General features: G+C 53.7%; 12 protein-coding genes. 10 read left to right on the top strand and 2 right to left on the bottom strand.

Annotated features, from left to right (window positions below):
• Positions 1–378 precede the first annotated feature (378 nt).
• Complete coding sequence (locus F454_RS0107245; RefSeq protein ID WP_020684023.1) at positions 379–6,288, top strand: putative Ig domain-containing protein; 5,910 nt, start codon at positions 379–381, stop codon at positions 6,286–6,288.
• A gap of 90 nt (positions 6,289–6,378) precedes the next feature.
• Here F454_RS0107245 and F454_RS0107240 read toward each other — a convergent pair whose 3' ends face one another.
• Entirely contained in the window at positions 6,379–7,395 is a 1,017-nt protein-coding gene (locus F454_RS0107240) for a ThuA domain-containing protein (RefSeq protein WP_169334343.1), read from the bottom strand.
• A gap of 136 nt (positions 7,396–7,531) precedes the next feature.
• Here F454_RS0107240 and F454_RS0107235 point away from each other — a divergent pair, with 136 nt between their 5' ends.
• The 8 genes from F454_RS0107235 (at position 7,532) to F454_RS0107200 (ending at position 16,841) form a co-directional block, all read left to right on the top strand.
• Complete coding sequence (locus F454_RS0107235) at positions 7,532–7,840, top strand: DUF3820 family protein (protein WP_018969975.1); 309 nt, start codon at positions 7,532–7,534, stop codon at positions 7,838–7,840.
• Positions 7,841–7,976: 136 nt separating this feature from the next.
• Complete coding sequence (locus F454_RS0107230) at positions 7,977–8,951, top strand: AAA family ATPase (protein ID WP_018969974.1); 975 nt, start codon at positions 7,977–7,979, stop codon at positions 8,949–8,951.
• The gene (locus F454_RS0107225; RefSeq protein ID WP_018969973.1) at positions 8,952–9,821 is read left to right on the top strand and encodes a DUF58 domain-containing protein; all 870 of its coding nucleotides are present in this window, start codon (positions 8,952–8,954) and stop codon (positions 9,819–9,821) included.
• A complete protein-coding gene (locus tag F454_RS0107220; RefSeq protein ID WP_018969972.1) occupies positions 9,781–10,554 on the top strand; it encodes a hypothetical protein in 774 nt (257 codons plus the stop codon). Before F454_RS0107225 ends, F454_RS0107220 begins: the two co-directional genes overlap by 41 nt.
• Complete coding sequence (locus F454_RS0107215) at positions 10,551–11,558, top strand: vWA domain-containing protein (RefSeq protein WP_018969971.1); 1,008 nt, start codon at positions 10,551–10,553, stop codon at positions 11,556–11,558. Before F454_RS0107220 ends, F454_RS0107215 begins: the two co-directional genes overlap by 4 nt.
• A complete protein-coding gene (locus tag F454_RS0107210) occupies positions 11,555–13,609 on the top strand; it encodes a VWA domain-containing protein (protein WP_018969970.1) in 2,055 nt (684 codons plus the stop codon). Before F454_RS0107215 ends, F454_RS0107210 begins: the two co-directional genes overlap by 4 nt.
• The gene (locus tag F454_RS0107205) at positions 13,609–16,107 is read left to right on the top strand and encodes an SH3 domain-containing protein (protein ID WP_018969969.1); all 2,499 of its coding nucleotides are present in this window, start codon (positions 13,609–13,611) and stop codon (positions 16,105–16,107) included. The genes F454_RS0107210 and F454_RS0107205 overlap by 1 nt, the downstream gene beginning before the upstream one ends.
• A gap of 56 nt (positions 16,108–16,163) precedes the next feature.
• On the top strand, positions 16,164–16,841 hold the full coding sequence (locus tag F454_RS0107200; RefSeq protein ID WP_156817181.1) for an ROK family protein: 678 nt from the start codon (positions 16,164–16,166) through the stop codon (positions 16,839–16,841).
• Position 16,842: 1 nt separating this feature from the next.
• Here the strand turns inward: F454_RS0107200 and F454_RS14535 are convergent, their stop codons facing one another.
• Positions 16,843–17,178: a Dabb family protein gene (locus F454_RS14535; protein WP_018969967.1), complete on the bottom strand. Its 336-nt coding sequence runs from the start codon at positions 17,176–17,178 to the stop codon at positions 16,843–16,845.
• 143 nt (positions 17,179–17,321) lie between these two features.
• Here F454_RS14535 and F454_RS16310 point away from each other — a divergent pair, with 143 nt between their 5' ends.
• Positions 17,322–17,462 (top strand): hypothetical protein, encoded by a 141-nt coding sequence (locus F454_RS16310; protein WP_018969966.1) that lies wholly within the window; start codon positions 17,322–17,324, stop codon positions 17,460–17,462.
• Positions 17,463–17,663: the final 201 nt, after the last annotated feature.

The following is a 17,663-nucleotide window of genomic DNA, read 5'->3' as shown; positions in this document are numbered from 1 at the left end:
CACATCGTTAACATACTGAGTGAGTTTTCACTCAGTCGAATTTGGTCCGGCTCGGTTCTTCCAGCCGGACTTTTTTGTGCCCATTACTTTCACAAATAGAATGCATGATTCATACTCATAAAACATCAAAGGCTATGCATTTATTGAAACTAACAATCGATCATTAATCAGCAGAGCCCCTCCCATCACCTGTGTGACAGATGCGACACAACACCTAACAAATACCCTCAATCTGTAGGACACCTCTCACATTCCCACCTATTGTCATTTTTCACTATATTCACCACAATTTGAAAACAGCCAAAGATATTTTCACGTGTACATCACACTCTAGCAATGATCCACTGGACGACCTAATCCACACATTGTTAGAATATTATGAAAAAAGACCCTGCACAAAATCTTGGACATTTTTCTACCTCCCCCCTCAGAAAAAACAAGCTCCTCCATCTAGGAAAACTCAGTATTCTCCTAGGATTCACCACGCTCATCGACGCCATCGGAGCTGATCAAAACCTCAACTATTCCTACCTCTATTTTGAGAATGGATATCCATCGCGTTATTCGAGTAGGCGCCCTCAAAGCGAAGCCAATAATCAGGCTCGCCAGAACCCTGACCTAGTATTTCAGACAGGCTATTACAGCATGATGTTAGACTGTGATGACATGACTCTGAAGGGTTATGACAGCCTAGCAGGAAGCGACTACCTTACAGCGCTAGACCAAGATATTAGTACCCACACACCTGCTAGCACCTTCCTTCTCCGTGTGTACCGCGATGGCATAGCCTATGACTGCAAGCGCGCCATCGTTAACGGCCAAGGCTTTGACAATCTACGCATGATTGAAAGTGGCCAGTACCTCAAGCGTGTTGACCACCTTGGTCTCGAATTTGAGGATGCCAATGGCAATATCCTCAGCGTTGACGACGAATGTCGTCTGGAAATAAGTGCCTGGCCAGACCGCGTCACCTTCAGCCTAGACTTCACCTCAGAGACCAGCAACCCGATCACACGTGCGACGATCATGGTCGTCTCACCAGACGGCCAAGCACACCTCGCAGACAGTTTGGACAACATCGTGAACCTCACGATCAAGCCACAAGACGACCTCAAACTCGCCGATCTCAACCCGGTGACATACATCACGGACACCAAGAACCTCCAAGACAATAGCAGCCTCGACACCACCTACAACCCTGACACCGGAGCAATCCAAATCGAAGTCCCCAGCGCTCACATCAACCACGCCGCCGAGAAGGAGCGTGTCGATGAATTTGTCATCGAAGTCACCAACCCCAATAGCACCACCGAGAACATCCCACTCGTCTTTGATCAAGTGATCCCGCGTGCCATCACAGGCACCACCATGGTGCTTTGTGATGAAGTAGATGGGCGACCAATCGGCATTCCGGTACAGGTTTCAAAGAACTGGCACCGCGACTTGGTCGACGGGGTCTACACGCCCATCGTGCATGATGGCTCGTGGCTGCGCGGTTCAACAATGGTGACTCTGGCACCGAATGAGACCCGCCGCTTCAAGCTTCGTGTGGCCTTTGGCTACTGGGGAAATGCTGGTACGATTTCACATTCCCAACTCTCACTCATCGGCTATGGAGGCAATTGGCAATGGGACGAGAGCGCTATGGGCGCTTGGGGTGAGTCGTTTTGTTACGATCCCACCCAGCACCTCGGTGGAGCCTTCCTCGATGATGTCCGCCCAACATTCACCAACTCCTACAATACCAATAGCGCCGGCGTCACACACAACTGGACCGAAAACGTGGGTGGAGGCGACTTCCTCATCTACCGAGATAGCAACGACACATACCGCTGGGGCAAACGCATGAAAACCTGCTACCACTGGACAGGACCAAACATGTCAGAGGTCTTCTACACTGGCGTGACAGATGACGACAAAATCCGTTTCACCTATCGCGCCAGCGCCGCCAGCACCAACGACTACCACCGCAGATTCCACGACTACAAGTACGAGTTTCTTCAGGATGTCATCAATCCTGAGCGCCTCGTTTTCTACCAAATGGAAAGCGATTACTACAACTCCGCCACCTACACCAACTACTACATAGGTGGTGAAGAAGGAGCTGTGAACACAGGTACCATCGACACAGGTGGCGACACCTACAAAGGCTCACCAATCCTCATGGATGGAAAGTGGCTGAGCATCGATGATGAACTCGGTGGCTTTGAAACAGCGCATGCACTGCGAGGCATCATCCCACTATCTTCAAACCTCAATGGCAGCCCGATGCCACTCTACGTCCACACCTATGGAGTCAACAATGACATGGTATTCGACTTTAGCTCCTCCTCAGTTCAGAACTCCTATAGCGCTGGCGACATCGTCACCGGTGAGATCGAGTTCGTCATGCCTCCAAAACAATCTAGCAGCTACTGGGGCGATGATACTGAATTAGTCAACCGCCTCGACGACTACGGCACCTCCGCCTGGGAAATGGTGAGAGATGAATACAAACACAACGTCTTGATGGATGTGATTGCCGAAAAAGGCAGTATCCTACGCAGCTATCCACTTGAGATTTTGGCTGAAAATACCGGTGAAGTAATCGCCGACTTCACCATCCAAGGCGGAGGCATCGGCCACGTTCCCCTTACCTTGAAGCAAGCACATGCAGGTCAGGAGCTCACCGTGCAACGCTGGAACGACGGCCAGTGGACTGAGCTCGAGAATGTACCACTCGAGACCAACAAGTACTACCAAGCGGTGGACAACCCCGATGGCACCAGCGATTACGTCTTCAACATTCCACGCCCCAACCACGATCTCGATGCCGCATGGCGGGTGCGTGTCCTATCCCGCGAAAGCATCCTTGAGGGAAGCGCCATCGCTAGCCTCACCAATGGTGGATTGAACCGCGATGACTTTGGCTTCCGCAAGTCCAGCGCCAGTGCTTGGACTCTACAAGACGGAGTTTTAAGCAACACAAGCACCAGCAACGACAATGTAGGCGAAGGCCCAGTGGCACTGAGCATCGACCTCAGCACACTCCCCCATGATGCGCAGCAATTCGAGCTGAGCTTCGACTACGACACCGCAGATGCAGCTGAATTCCTCTACGTCCATATCTGGGGGTTGGAGGATGTGAACTCCACTGCCAGCACCTGGGTCATGAACCTCGGCGCCCCGAATGGAAACGCTTGGTACACCACCACCAGCACCATGGTGCCCTACAACCTAGGACAGCCCAATGGCGTCTTCCCCAACACAGCCGGCTATCGCGATGAAGCCGCAGTCATTCTAAGCGGCACAACCGGTGCTCAACGCTACAAAGGCACATTCGATCTTTCGAGTTTCACCACCGCACCCAATGCCCTCAGCGGCTACCGTAATCTTGTGATTGCTTTCGCCCGCGAAATCGGAACCGCTACCACACCTGCAGTCAGCATCTCCAATGTGGCACTCTCGATCACCCCCAGAGCCGGGACAGCACCTACTGGGCTCGTGGCCAGCACGGGAACCGGACAGCTTAGCCTCGACTGGGCCGACAGCATCGACCCAGATTGGGCTAGCTACACCGTCTACAGAAGTTCTCAACCGGGATCAGGCTACCAAGCGATAGCCACTGGACTCACCACGAGCCAGTTCCTTGATGACCAAAGTACCAATACCCACAACTACTACGTCATCACTAGTTGGGACAACGCAGGGATAGAGTCAAACTTCAGCAATGAGGTCTACGGCTTGATCAATCAGCCGCCCACATTCCCACAATTCTTGCTCAGCTCGAACACCGGAACCGAAGGGGCACCATACGCAGGCACCATTGCCGGAACTGCCAATGACCCAGAATCCGACCCCATCACCTACTCGAAAGCCTCCGGTCCCGCATGGCTAAACATCGCTGCCGATGGCACACTCTCCGGGGTACCTGGCATCGGGGATGGTGGCATCAATTCCTTCACCGTCCAAGCCAACTCAAATGGAGGCAGCGACACCACCACACTTGAACTGAATGTCTACCCGATCACCCACACCTTGCTCTCGCCAGCAGATGTGGTGCTCAACCCCAGCCCCTATGTACGCCTACAACGCAATGACGTAGGATTCCGCCACACCGTAGGCAGCGATTGGCAGGTGAACAACCAGACCCTCTCCAATAGCAGCAATGATGTCTCAAAATTTGGTACAGGAGCGATTGGAGCCATGATTGATCTGAGTAGTCACGACAGCGGGCCACAAAACGTCATCACCCTAAGCTTCGACTACACCACCGCTGACCCCGCCGAAGAACTCGTGGTTCACTTCTGGGGCTACACCGATGTGAGCTCCAGCTCGAACACCAACACCATGAATACCGAATCCACTTACGGTCACGTATGGGAATCTTCAGGTGGAGCTCTCACGCCCTACAGTTTTGGCAATGTTGATGGAGCCTTTGGTAACGGCAGCCGTGATGACGCGATTGCCATCCTCTCGGGAAGTACCGGCGCGCAAAGCTACAGCGCCACCATCGACCTCACCAATTACTCCACCGCCCCCAATGCTGTGAACCAATACGACTACATGGCAATCGGCTTCGCCCGCAATGTGGCCGGCGCTACCAATGCCTCGGTCACCATCTCAAACTTGAGTATCACCGCGAGCATCAAAGCTCCAAACACACCCAGCGGCCTCACCGCCACATCAGGCGTCGGCGCAGTACAACTCGACTGGGCAGATAGTAATGACCCTGACTTTGCTACGTACTCAGTCTACCGTGACTCAGGCTCCGGCTTTGTGCTCTTGGCAGATGGGCTGAGCTCCAGCAACTATTCAGACACCAGCGCCAACGGCAGCACCGTCTATGCCTACCAGGTCACCAGCTGGAATACCAACAACGTAGAATCCGCAGTCACTGCGGCAGTCGCCTCCGCGGTCAATCAAGCACCGAGCTTCGATTACTACGACCCAATCATCAGCACCAACGCCAAGGTTGGGAACTACTTTAGTAGCGACCTCCTCGATGGCGCAGCATCAGATCCTGAAGACGATACCATCAGCTACTCAAAACTAACGGGCCCTAGCTGGCTCGACATCGCCACAGATGGCACCCTCACGGGCACTCCTGAAACCAGCGATGTCGGCAATAACGCCTTCACCATCCAAGTCAGTGCCCTTGGTGGGACGGACTCCATCACCTTGGAAATCCCAGTACAGCCAGCCGACTACATCCTGCTAAGCTCTGCCGATATGGTCAGCATGAGCACGGACACCCGCCTCCTACGCGATGATGTGGATCTCAAAAAACACTCCCAGAGCGCTTGGAGCCTCAGCAATGGCGTGCTTGAAAACACCAGCACAGCCACCAATCGACCTGCAGAAGGGGCCGTGGCTGCCATCATCAACCTCACCGGTCTGCCAAATGAACCGCACAACGAAATCCAGCTCAGCTTTGACTACAACCAAGGTGATAGCGCCGAAGAACTCTACGTGCACCTCTGGGGCTATGTGGAAAATGCCACCCCTTCCGCAGCAGGCACCCTAACCATGAACCTCGCGTCTACCAATGGCAACGTCTGGGAAAACTCAGATGGAAGTTCCTCTATCGGCAACACGGGCACCTTCGACGATTACAACCTCGGCGGAATCGATGGTGCTTGGGACGCCAATGGAGCAAGCAATGAAGGACACAACAAAGCAGCGGCGGTCAAGCTGACTGGAAGCACGGGAGCGCAAAGCTACAGCGGCAGCTTCGACCTCTCCAGCTTCGTCAACGCTCCCAGCCTACTATCGGACTACGATTACATTGCGATCGGCTTTGCTCGGAAAACCAACAATGCTAGCACCCCATACCTGAGTATCTCCAATGTCTCGCTCACCGCGACCATCAAGGAAGTTCAATACGCGATCGCCACCACGGGCAACGCGACGCTAGGATCACCAAGTGGCAACCTTGGAGATGCTGACATCAGCGATGATGCCTACTTTAGCATCAGCGAAGCGATCGACAATAATAGCTCCGCCGCAGAATACACTTGGACATTCACCGACATCCCGCTCGGCCAAGTGAGCTTCCACCTCGAAGCCTTCCATAGCTCTAACTCCGAGGGCGATAGCTTCAACTTCGCCTACTCGATCGATGGCAGCAACTTCATCTCGATGTTCAGCGTCAGTAAAACTAGCGATGACAATACCGAGCAAACATTCAGCCTACCCACAGGCCTCAGTGGCACCATCCACATCCGTGCCACCGACAATAACCGCGACAGCAACAACACCCAGCTGGACTCCCTCTTCATCGACTCGATGCATATCCAGAGCCAATAACGCAGCTGCCATTCAGACACGCAAACGCCCCAGCCATCTCATCCGTGGCTGGGGCGCTTTTCTTGATTGGAATAGATCTAGCTATAAATCCTAGAACCCTTCTGGCAGGGGCTGCGGCTTGCCATTCCCCACCTCTGAGCTTGGGCGAGCATCTGCTGCGAGATCGCCCATCGCAAATTGGATACCATTGAGGAAATGCTGCAGCGCCATCACGCTGTGGAACGTGGCCTTGTTGTGACCCAGAGTTGAGTAAAACACGCGAGATCCTTGGTACTTACGAATCCAAGAAACTGGGTAGTCATTGTCCTTACGCTTCATCCCAGGCTTCTTCATGTTCTTGCCTGAAAGGTCGAGGCTCAACAAGATACGCAAGTTGTCGCGAGAGAAGTATTGGTCGTCGCGGTATTGGTAGATTTCATCGCGGAAAGTATCGCCCGTCTTGATATGTTCACAGATCGGGTGATCCGGCTCTTCATTATAAAAAGTCACCACATCATGAGCATTCCATGGGTGCCCATCAAAGAGCCCCCCCATGGCAGTGAGGTATTGGTCCCAATCACGGTGACAGTCGGTGGCCGCGTGGATACCTACCAAACCACGCTTCTGTGCCAAAAATTTCTGGAATGCCTCGCGTGCTGGCCCTTTGGGGATAACATCATTCCCAGTCGTGCTGAGCATCAAAACGGCATCGTACTCCATGAAGTCAGGCTGGAGGAAAACATTCGGATCTTCGCTAGATACCGCATCGTAGGCGCCGGTACGCTTTCCCAGCTCAGTGAGAGTGTAGACTCCATAAGGAATCGAGTCGTGTCTGAAGCCACGGGTGCGTGAGTAGATGAGCAACTTTCGCTTCTTCTTTGGCTTCTGCACTTTCATCGCAGAAACCGCCTGATCGAATGCCGCTTGGTTCTGAATGATCGTGATCTGAGCCTCGATCTTGTGCCGCTTCTTTTCCAGCTCAAGTCGTTGCTGATTCAATTGTTGTTCTTGCTGGCGGACCTTCTGTACAGACTTTTGCAGGTCTTGTACCGAAAGTTGCGCAAGCCCTGTCGCAGAAATGCCAAACCAGAGTGAGGCGCCAAAAAGTAATGTGTGTAGTTTCATCATCGGGTGGTGGTTCACAAATTCATTTGTAGTGATATGGTTGTAGAAAATGATACGCATAGGAAAAGACAAATCTGACAAGAAAGATTCAATTTGAACGCGCACATGCAGCACAGCTCTAGCAAATCATTCATCCCACATGGACATCACAGAAATCGACCGCGAAGACTTTCGCAACCTCCTTGCCAGCATCAGCAATGCGCACATGCCCTTCGGCAAGTTTGGACCAAACCACTACCCACCTCACGGCATCCCGCTCACCGACCTACCACCAGAATACCTCGCTTGGTTCGCCGAACGTGGCTTCCCTAAAGGACAACTCGGGGAACTCATGCAAGCCGTACACGCGATCAAAGAATGCGGCATGGACCCCGTCTTCGACCCGATCCGCCAAGCTCGCGGCGGCAGAATCAGCACCAGAAAGCCCAAACCAACAAGCGATTTCTAACTCAAAAACGCTCCCATCTATCAGCAACTAACATGATCTACATAGCGCAAACAAGCGTTCTTCGGGTGTTTGCATTCTTTGAAATACCAGCCAATACTGCAGCGTAGCCATCACTTCCCACACACCCTAAATATTTATGAGTACTGACACCAACAAGGCATCCGCCACGCTTGAAACTATCCGTGAGGGCATCAGTAAAGTCGTCGTTGGACAAGAATCTCTGATAGATCGCTTATTGCTTGCCTTGCTCTGCAATGGTCACGTCCTGCTAGAAGGTGTCCCAGGAGTGGCCAAGACACTCACGGTGAACAGCCTTGCAAAGTCGATCCACGCCCAATTCAGCCGCATCCAATTCACCCCCGACCTCCTCCCTGGAGACCTCACCGGCACCTTAGTCTACGACCCACGTGATCATAGTTTCAACGCCGATAAAGGCCCGATTTTCACCAACATCTTGCTGGCAGACGAAATCAACCGAGCCCCAGCCAAGGTGCAGTCTGCTCTGCTGGAAGCCATGGCGGAAAAACAGGTAACCTTGGGTAAAAAGACCTATGAACTGCCCCGCCCCTTCCTCGTACTTGCCACGCAGAACCCAGTCGAACAGGAAGGCACCTACTCCCTGCCAGAAGCGCAAGTGGATCGTTTTATGTTCAAACTCAAGGTCGACTACCCAAGCATGGAGGATGAACTTTTGGTGATCCAACGCATGGCCAAGGCCGAGCCCATGCTAGAGGTAGAAGCTGTGCTGACCATGGATGAACTCATGAGTTTGCGCCAGGACCTCGAGTCCGTCTTTATTGATGAAAAAATCGAGCGCTACCTGCTCTGCATTGTCGATGCCACCCGCCACCCAGCCAACTACGGCCTAGACCTCAGCCCCTACATCCGCTTTGGAGCCTCACCACGCGCCTCGATCTACTTGTCGCTCGCCGCGAGAGGGAGGGCCCTCTTGCAAGGGCGCGACTTCACCCTCCCCCAAGATGTCAAAGATGTCGCTCATGACATCCTACGACACCGCATTGCCATCACCTACCGCGCCGAAGCTGAATCGCTCAGCTCCGACGCGCTTATCGACCAAATTCTCAGTCAAGTACCCGTGCCGAAACACTAAGTGAATGATTTCATCGAACATCAGCTCAACTTGCTAGAGCTCAAGTGCCGCCGCCCAGTCGAACACCTACTGGCTGGGGAATATCGCTCGATTTTCAAAGGTTCAGGGATCGAATTTGAAGACGTGCGCCTCTACCAAGCTGGAGACGACGTACGAGCCATGGATTGGAAGGTCACTGCCCGCACCGGCGAAGCCCACATCAAACGCTACATCGAAGAACGTGAACAATTTTTCTATCTTCTCGTCGACCTCTCCGCCTCGATGTCACACGACGAACAAGGGCGCAAACGACGCACCATGACCGAGCTGGGCGCCATGCTCACCATGGCGGCTATCCAAAACCAAGACCGTGTCGGCTTGATTGCCTTCACCGACCAGGTCGAACTCGTCATCCCACCTGCCAAAGGCCGCAGCCAGGCACTCCGTATCATGGATGCTCTCAGCAACTTTCAACCCCAGGGGCGCGGCACCAATCTCGTCGAAACGCTTCAGCAATTTGGCCACATCACCAAGAAGCGTTCGATCGTCTTCGTCATCTCCGACTTTCTCACCGACGCATACAGCCAGGAGTTGCAGTCGCTCTCTCTGCGTCACGATGTCAATGCCATCCATATCGCCGACACCAATCCCGCAACGGCCAAAAACGCACGGGGGTTGATGCGTATTGAAGATGCCGAAACTGGCGAACAACGGGTAGTCGACAGCGCCGCCAGCTCAGGACACCAACAACATAGCACAGCTCTCAAACACAGCATGCTCAGCTCAGGAATCGACCTCCTTGAAGTCAACGTAGGCGACAACACAGCCGAAGCGCTCGCAGGCTATTTTCATGCCAGACACCGCCGAGAAGCTGACGAAACAGGAGGCTAAACCGATCATGCGTACCTTACTCATCATCTGGACAGCGCTCCTCAGTATCACTGCTAGCGCCCAAGAACTCCAAGTCAGCATTTCCAGCGAACGCTGCACCGTGGGTGAGCCATTGATTCTCACTGCCACACTGCGAAGCCCCACACTCATGGAGACTGCATTCTTCATCGAAGAGATGCCTGATATCTACCTCAGCAATAGCACCAAGAACCCCGTTCAGATGCTCGGGGGGCACTTTTGCCAATCCCACGCATGGACGCTGCAGGCTACCCGCAGCGGCGAGATCGCCATCGATGGCATCTTCGCCACACTCACCCGCGGCCCACAGACACGAACAATCACAGCCCCCCCCATCACAGTCACCGTTGCCTCACCAACTACAGAGCAGCTCAGCACAGAGCTCCTCACTCTACCCCAAGATGCATCACCTAACACCTCCCTCCCCTTATGGATCAGTCTCTGCGTCGGAGGCATCGCCTTGCTTGGTGTGCTTCTCTTCAAGTATCAACGACAGCGCGTGACACCTATCCCCACAGCTACCGCTCCCCCGACACTCAGCGTGTTAATCGAGGCACTTAAAACCGGAGTCATCCCTCGGGGCACCATCCAGTCGCTTCTCCAGGGCAACTCACTCACAGCCACCCAGAGAGCCGTTCTCGAATCCGCACTCTACGCCCGTGATCCACAGGCATACGCGCTACTGCAACAATTACAGAAGGAGGCCCAAGGATGAGCATCAGCGCGCCATGGTTCCTCATCTTGACCCCCCTCTTTTGGTTCCTCTTACGCCGCAAGCGCAAGCGCAGCGCTCTCACGGTCGCCTCCACGCAACAATGGGGCCACGCCGACCACGGCAAAGCCAAATACCTCTGGATCCCCGTGGCCATGCGCCACGCGTCCATCTTCCTTTTCATCATCGCTTTGAGCCGTCCTCAAACGCAATCCAACTTCAGCCAAGACGTCAACGAAGGGATTGCTATCCAGTTGTTGGTCGATGTTTCGAGCAGCATGGACATGAGAGCCTACCGCCACGACGGCACCACGATCACTCGCATGGAGCTTGCTAAAGAAATGGTAGAGACCTTCATCGAAGGTGATGGCGAGGAGCTCGCTGGGCGCCCGAATGACCTGATCGGCCTGATCACCTTCGCCCGCTACGCCGACACCCGTAGCCCACTCACCTTTGGCCACCAAGCCTTGCTACAAATCGTTCGCAGCCTGGACATCCAAGAACGCCCGAACGAGGACGGCACTGCCTACGGAGACGCCCTTGCGATTGCCGCAGCACGACTACAGAAACTCGAAGAGCTCAAACATCAACAATCCGATGATGAACTCAATGCCATCACGAGCAAGGTCATCATCCTGCTCACCGACGGAGAAAACAACTCAGGCGCCCACCTCCCACTCGAGGCGGCTGGACTCGCAAAATCCTGGGCTTGCAAGATCTACTGCATCAGCCTAGGCGATCACCAAGAAACCACTCCCACACTCAACGCCGCCGAACAGACACTCGAACACATCAGTACTGCGACTGGCGGCATCTTTCGCCAAGCCCACGACCTCGCCTCATTGCGCGCTGTCTACGCTGAAATCGATCAACTTGAAACCGCGCAGATGACCACCCGCGATCACGAGCGAATCAGCGAACTATTTTGGATTCCTCTCTCCCTCGGTCTCCTTTCTCTCACCCTAGCTTTGGTCTTGGAAGCCACCATCCTCCGCGTCGTGCCATGAACCAGTTCACCTTTCAAGAGCCCGTCTACTTGCTGCTTTTGCTGCTGATTTTTCCGCTGGTGGCATTGCTCACCCACGCACGCAAAAGGCGCATCACCTTACTGCGCTCGATGGGCGGCAACACACCAACCCACCGCAAGCTACGTGATGTGCTCCGCGTGCTGGCAGTCGCCCTATTGTGCCTAGCCCTAGCGCGCCCAGGCTACGACCCGCAAGTGGAGTCCCTCAACAAGCCGGGCCGTGACTTAGTCTTTGCCCTCGACGTCTCCCGTAGCATGCTCGCAAACGACCTCAGCCCCTCGCGTCTGGAGCTTGCCAAGCAAGCGATACGCGACACCCTACCCAGCATTCCTAACCAACGCGTCGGCCTCGTCGTCTACGCTGGCAGCTCCTCCATCCTCTGCCCACTGACCTACGATCACGACTTCCTGCGCTACATGCTGGACCAAGCACACCCCCGCAGTGTCGATTTCGGAGGCACCACAATACAATCCGCCGTAGAGAAAGTGATCGACCAAGTCTACCTAGATGGTCGCAAAGGCGTGCAAGACCTCATCGTACTCACCGACGGTGGAGACCATGGATCCGTCATGGACCGTGTCGCTCAGGCCCTCAATCGCGATGAAGTCGATGTCTTGCTCGTCGGACTTGGCGACCCGTCTGTAGGCTCACCGATCCCGATCCAACGAGATGGTCAAGACTCTGAGCTCACACAAAATGGCAAACCTGTCTTAACCAAGCTCGATGACCTAGCACTCAAACAATTTGCCTCAATAACACCTCGCGCCGAGTACCACCCCGCTGGCACCCAACCATTCAATCTCGGCCATCTCTACCACGACTTCATCAAAGACAAATCAAGCCAGTCCAGCGACATGGCAGAAGGAGCTGTCGTCTACCAGGAAGCCGCGCTCTGGTTGATCCTTCCAGCGATCCTCCTTCTCCTGGTCTCCGAGCTCTGGGGCAAGCGCGGGCTTCAGATCGGTCACGCCACCATGCTAGCGCTTTGCATCACCCCCTGCATGCAAACCCTCGATGCCCGTGAACTCAACACAGAAAATCGCCCTCCTAGCTTCGAGCAAGCCGCCACATTCTATCAAAACCACAGCTACGAAGAAGCCGCTACCGAGTTCCAATTACTCTATGTTAGGATGATAGAGGCCAACCAAAGCCCAGCAACACTCGCGGCCGTCCAGATGAACCTAGGTCTCAGCCTCCGCGCTTTGGCTAAATCAGCCGACACGCCAAAAACCGCCTACCAGCTTGCTCAACAGGCACGCCACGCCTTCCTCAGCAGTGCACGTCACAACCCTCAGCAACGCCGCCATAGTGCCGCCATCGCACATTGCTCACAGTGGATGGACTCTCTAAAAACCCAAATTCAAGAACTCGAAGAACAAGAAAAAGAACTCGAGGAGGAACTTGCCAAAATCATCGCCCTCCTCGAGCAAGCTCTCGATGCACAAGTCAAACTCAGAGACAAGGTGCTCCAACACCGCCTCAGCGAGCCAGCACAAGCACAACAGCAACTAACGGTTCTCAATACCAGTCAGCAAGCCATAGAGATGATAGAGGAGCTGCATCAGCAGCTGCTAGAACAACTCCCACCTGCCGCGCCTCCCATCACCTTCATGAGCCAAGCACTCGAACATGGTCAGAAGCTTATCCCCACGCTCACTCAAGCCCACACCTACTTGCTCCAAGCTGAACAATGGTTCCCAGCCTCGCAAAGGCAGACGGCCGCCATTGAAACCATAGAATTGATCCTCAAGTCCCTTTCAGGCGACTCACAGAAAGCCAGTGAAGAGGGAGATGAATCCGATCTACCCGGTGAGGATTCAGAACAATTTGATGAGATGAATGATCATGCGCAATCGACATTGAGCGACGATGCAAAACAGGGCGACCTCGCTGCCAGTGCCGCAATGCAAGGGCTGCCAACCCCCAATTACTCTGCAGAAGAAATCCTTCAGGAAGAACAAGGAAACCTCCAGTTCAGACAACAAAAACGCGCCAGTAAAAATGCCGCAAACATTGAAAACGACTACTGATGCGCACCTTACTTCCCATACTGAGCCTCGCGATCGCCATGTGCGCAGCATGCGTGCACGCTGAGACGCCGCGCCCAGAGCTGCTCCAGAAGTCTCTCTTCATCCACCAGCCCGTACGCGCCACGTTAAGCTTCAACAAGATCATCGATGAACCCACCAATCTCACCAACTTGGGCGATCACCTGCAGCTCCTGGATTACCAGCTTGAAACGAAGCCAAAGGCCCCACAGATCAAGTCCATACTCCACCTGCGCTTCATCCCCCACAAGGCAGGGAACCTCACCTTCCCCGCGCTCCAATTCCGCTCGGGCCAATCCACCCTGACATCACAAGCGTCGACATTCAATGTCGATGCCCCTCAACAAGTCGATAAGATGGCGCTCAACATTGTGCCAAGCAAAACCAAGGTCTACGTAGGTGAACCGCTGCGCGTCGACCTTACTTGGATGAGCAGCGTCCATGCCGGAGCATTCCAGAATCTACGCCTCAACCCCAGCTTCTTCCACGATGAAGGCATCAAAGTGGCCATCCCACGCAACACCGCTGAGGAAGATCAGCAGATTGGACTACCAATCGGCGGGCGCCGTGTGATCGCCACCCGCCAGAAGATCGCGGGCAATGAAAAGGCATTAGGTACGGTGAGCCTACCGCTCTACCTGAAATTCGAAAGAGCCGGCACACACACACTCCCCAGAACCCGACTAGAAGTCGCCAAGCTAGCAAAACCCAAAGCTATGTTTGGCCACTACGCCGCTCATTTTAACAACAGCTTCTTTACCACACCGCCCGATGAAGCACAGTTCCAAGAATGGTGGATCGAATCGCAAGCCCTAGAAATTGAGGTTCTTCCACTCCCTGAGCTCCCTGCCGATCAAACCTTCAGTGGTTTGTTCCTCCCCCTTGAAGTCTCCCAAAACATCGAGCCTAAACAATCAAAGATTGGCGACTTGCTCACCCACACCACACAACTCAACACTCCCGTTCCTCAGAGTTTGATAGACATGCCTTCGCTCAGACAATCTGCAGACTTCGATGAACGCTTTATCATCGACTCCACACGCTCGAGCACATGGAACCCTCAGCACACAACATACCAAAATCGCATGAGGATTCTCACCCCCTCAGTGCAACAAATACCACCAATCCAACTAATCGTATTCGATTCCGATGCGGGGGCTTACGCCACACTAAGCTCAGCATCAATCTCGCTCAATGTTAGCCCACTCGAAGACGCCTCTACTCTACCACTTAGCCAATTCCAATCACCCACCACACTCCAGACTCAGCCAGATGGAATCTGGAGTAACCACCAAGCCAATACCATGCAGGACTTCATCCAATCATTGATCGTCTGCCTCTCAGAAAATCTTAGCAGCATGCTTCTCATCGGAGCCATCGCCATGATCTCTCTATGGCCAGTGGTGCAACTGAGACGCCGCCTCAAGCTAGACCCAGCCTTCCAAGCATCGCGCAAGGCCATGCTCTCACTCAAGCGATCCAAGCCAGGAACCCCCGAACAAGCCGCAGCCTTTATCCAATGGATTGCCGTCCAACACCACGCCAAACCAGGCGCCTGGACCAGCGCCGATTCAATAAAATGCCTACAGCATGCTAAGGTCAATCAGCAGGATATTGATCAAGTCATCGCCACGCACAAGACTCTAGATCAACAAGCCTATGCGTCTGCTAAATCACCCGCACAGCTCCCCAATTTGTTGCCAATCGCCAAGCGTATCAGCAAGGCCATGGCTGGAGTTACCACCTTGTGCATCATAATCACTGCCATCATCTTCTCGCCACGAGCCAACGCCTCGTCCCCTTGGTCCAAAGCTGAGCAACGCTTCGCTCAAGCTCAACAACTAAGTCCCGAATCAAAGCAACAATTTGCCGAAGCGGCCCTGTGCTACGAAGCTGCTGCAGATCTTGGACACCTCCCAGGAAAGTCCTACTACAATGCTGGAAATGCTTGGTTTCACGCTGGCGAACTTGGGCGTTCGATTGCAGCCTTCCGCTCTGCTAGCTACTACCTGCCCCTCGATTCTCAAGTGACGGACAACCTAGCGTCAGCCCGCTCACTCGTGGCCATCCACACAGGAGCTCACAGCGGGCAGGCCTTACTCAAGATCCCGCGTATCTGGCTGCGCAGCGCCCTCAGCCTATGTTCTACTTTTCTGTGGATTAGCCTGCTCACCTACCTCTACCTACGTTCACCCCGAAGCCGCAAAATCTGTGTGATGACTTTATGCATCTTTGCAGTACTGGCTGGATTGACCATCCATTCAGAAACCAAGCACCAAAACGCCGCCGTCGTCATCGTCGATCATGCGATTGCCAAAAAAGGCCCCAGCCATCGCTTTGCCAATGCCTTCCAGGTGCCGCTCAGTGATGGAGTAGAGTGCGCCATCCTCGAAACAAACAATGCTTGGACGCACATCCAACTCCCCAACAACAAACATGCCTGGGTTCCGACCGCACAACTCCAACAAATTGACCGCTAGTAGCTAAGATTCAATATTGTGCGATGAGCTAGATTCGTCCTATGATGTCACTAGCTATGGATAACTCATCTAACTCGAGACCCACACTCGTCATCGACATTGGCGGTTCTAACATCAAGCTCTTAGCCACGGGTCAAGAGAAGCGTATCAAGATCCCATCAGATCCAGACTTGCATCCCCAACAACTCGTCGATCAAGTCAAAGAAGCTACCCATGAATGGACTTACGAGGTGATTTCCATCGGTTGCCCATGTGTCTGTGACAACAACAGCCCACAGCTTGACCCGGTAAACTTAGGCACCGGCTGGATTGGATTTGATTTCGAAGAAGCCTTTGGCATGCCTTGTAAAGTCATCAACGACGCTGCCATGCAAGCAGTCGGTTGCTACCAAGGCGGCACCATGCTATTCCTCGGCTTTGGCACAGGGCTCGGCACCACGCTAATCAAAGATTACACCCCTGTCCCGATGGAAGCTGGTCACCTTCCCTACCGCGACGGCAAAAGCTTTGAAGACTTCGTCGGTAAAAATGGTTTCTCCGATATGGGCTTCGATGCCTGGCAACACGAAGCTCTCGAGGTCGTTAAGATCCTGCGCGCCGCCTTTACCGCCAATGAAGTCGTGCTAGGTGGCGGCAATGCCAAACTCATCGAACAGCTACCGGAAAACACCCGATGCGTCGATAACAACGCAGCCTTCACCGGAGGCTTCAGACTCTGGGAAGAACCATGGTAAATCACCCCAAGACCGGCTGCGCCACGTAATCAAGCACCACCGCTTTCTCCAAAATTGGTCGCAACTGCTCGCCGAATGCCTGGTGCGCAGGATGCGGGAGGTACTGCTCAAGTCCTTCCTTCGACGCAAAGGTTAGAGAAAAAGCATGGCTAAGCCCATCATTCAATCCCTCCGGGCTCACATTCTGCCCCCATTCCATTGACTCGATGACTTCAATCTTTGACTTGAGCGCCATGAATGCCTGCTCAATGTCTGCTATCTGCTCAGCTCCCGCGCTTGCCTTAAATTGAAATAATACTATGTGCCGGTACGGGCAGCGTGGTTCTGGATGGGACATCGATGATCGTGGTGGTATAAAGTGAATATTCTAACAAGATCACCTAAGTCACTTGCTTTGAACGATTGCATTCATAACAACAAATAACTCATTAACGGTAGCAAATAGTTGACAATTCCTTACAAAATTAACTAACTGGGTGCATGAAATTACGCCTATTTCTTGGGAGCTCATTGATCTTACTCGGTGTTTGGCTGGCGTCCGCCTTCAACCACAGTGGGGATATCAAGACCTATGCACCGCAGAAGGCCGACTACGCCAAGCTGCCAATCACGGACCAATAAGTCCGTTCTGAGCCCACCACCTAAGCAGGACGAACTCTTTCATCCCTGCAACACATTCCCCTCCCCTAACTTCAGCCTACCATTGCTGAAGTGCCGCTGTCCCTCCCCTTTTCTCTCCTTGTTTTCATGGCGAATACAAGCTGCCGCCCTACTGGCAATGTCTCAGGCGAACAAATTCGCAATTATCACTTCACAGCTCCG

The organism is Rubritalea marina DSM 17716 (genome assembly GCF_000378105.1).
GTDB classification, from domain to species: Bacteria; Verrucomicrobiota; Verrucomicrobiia; order Verrucomicrobiales; family Akkermansiaceae; genus Rubritalea; species Rubritalea marina.
This window is presented reverse-complemented; position numbering and strand designations above follow the sequence as displayed.

Excerpts from the sequence above, each read along its gene's own strand:
- F454_RS0107220 (WP_018969972.1), top strand. The coding sequence starts at position 9,781 with ATGCCAGACACCGCCGAGAAGCTGACGAAACAGGAGGCTAAACCGATC.
- F454_RS0107235 (WP_018969975.1), top strand. The coding sequence starts at position 7,532 with ATGGACATCACAGAAATCGACCGCGAAGACTTTCGCAACCTCCTTGCC.
- F454_RS0107200 (WP_156817181.1), top strand. The coding sequence starts at position 16,164 with ATGGATAACTCATCTAACTCGAGACCCACACTCGTCATCGACATTGGC.
- F454_RS0107205 (WP_018969969.1), top strand. The coding sequence starts at position 13,609 with ATGCGCACCTTACTTCCCATACTGAGCCTCGCGATCGCCATGTGCGCA.
- F454_RS0107215 (WP_018969971.1), top strand. The coding sequence starts at position 10,551 with ATGAGCATCAGCGCGCCATGGTTCCTCATCTTGACCCCCCTCTTTTGG.
- F454_RS0107230 (WP_018969974.1), top strand. The coding sequence starts at position 7,977 with ATGAGTACTGACACCAACAAGGCATCCGCCACGCTTGAAACTATCCGT.
- F454_RS0107240 (WP_169334343.1), bottom strand. The coding sequence starts at position 7,395 with ATGATGAAACTACACACATTACTTTTTGGCGCCTCACTCTGGTTTGGC.
- F454_RS0107210 (WP_018969970.1), top strand. The coding sequence starts at position 11,555 with ATGAACCAGTTCACCTTTCAAGAGCCCGTCTACTTGCTGCTTTTGCTG.
- F454_RS0107245 (WP_020684023.1), top strand. The coding sequence starts at position 379 with ATGAAAAAAGACCCTGCACAAAATCTTGGACATTTTTCTACCTCCCCC.
- F454_RS14535 (WP_018969967.1), bottom strand. The coding sequence starts at position 17,178 with ATGTCCCATCCAGAACCACGCTGCCCGTACCGGCACATAGTATTATTT.
- F454_RS16310 (WP_018969966.1), top strand. The coding sequence starts at position 17,322 with ATGAAATTACGCCTATTTCTTGGGAGCTCATTGATCTTACTCGGTGTT.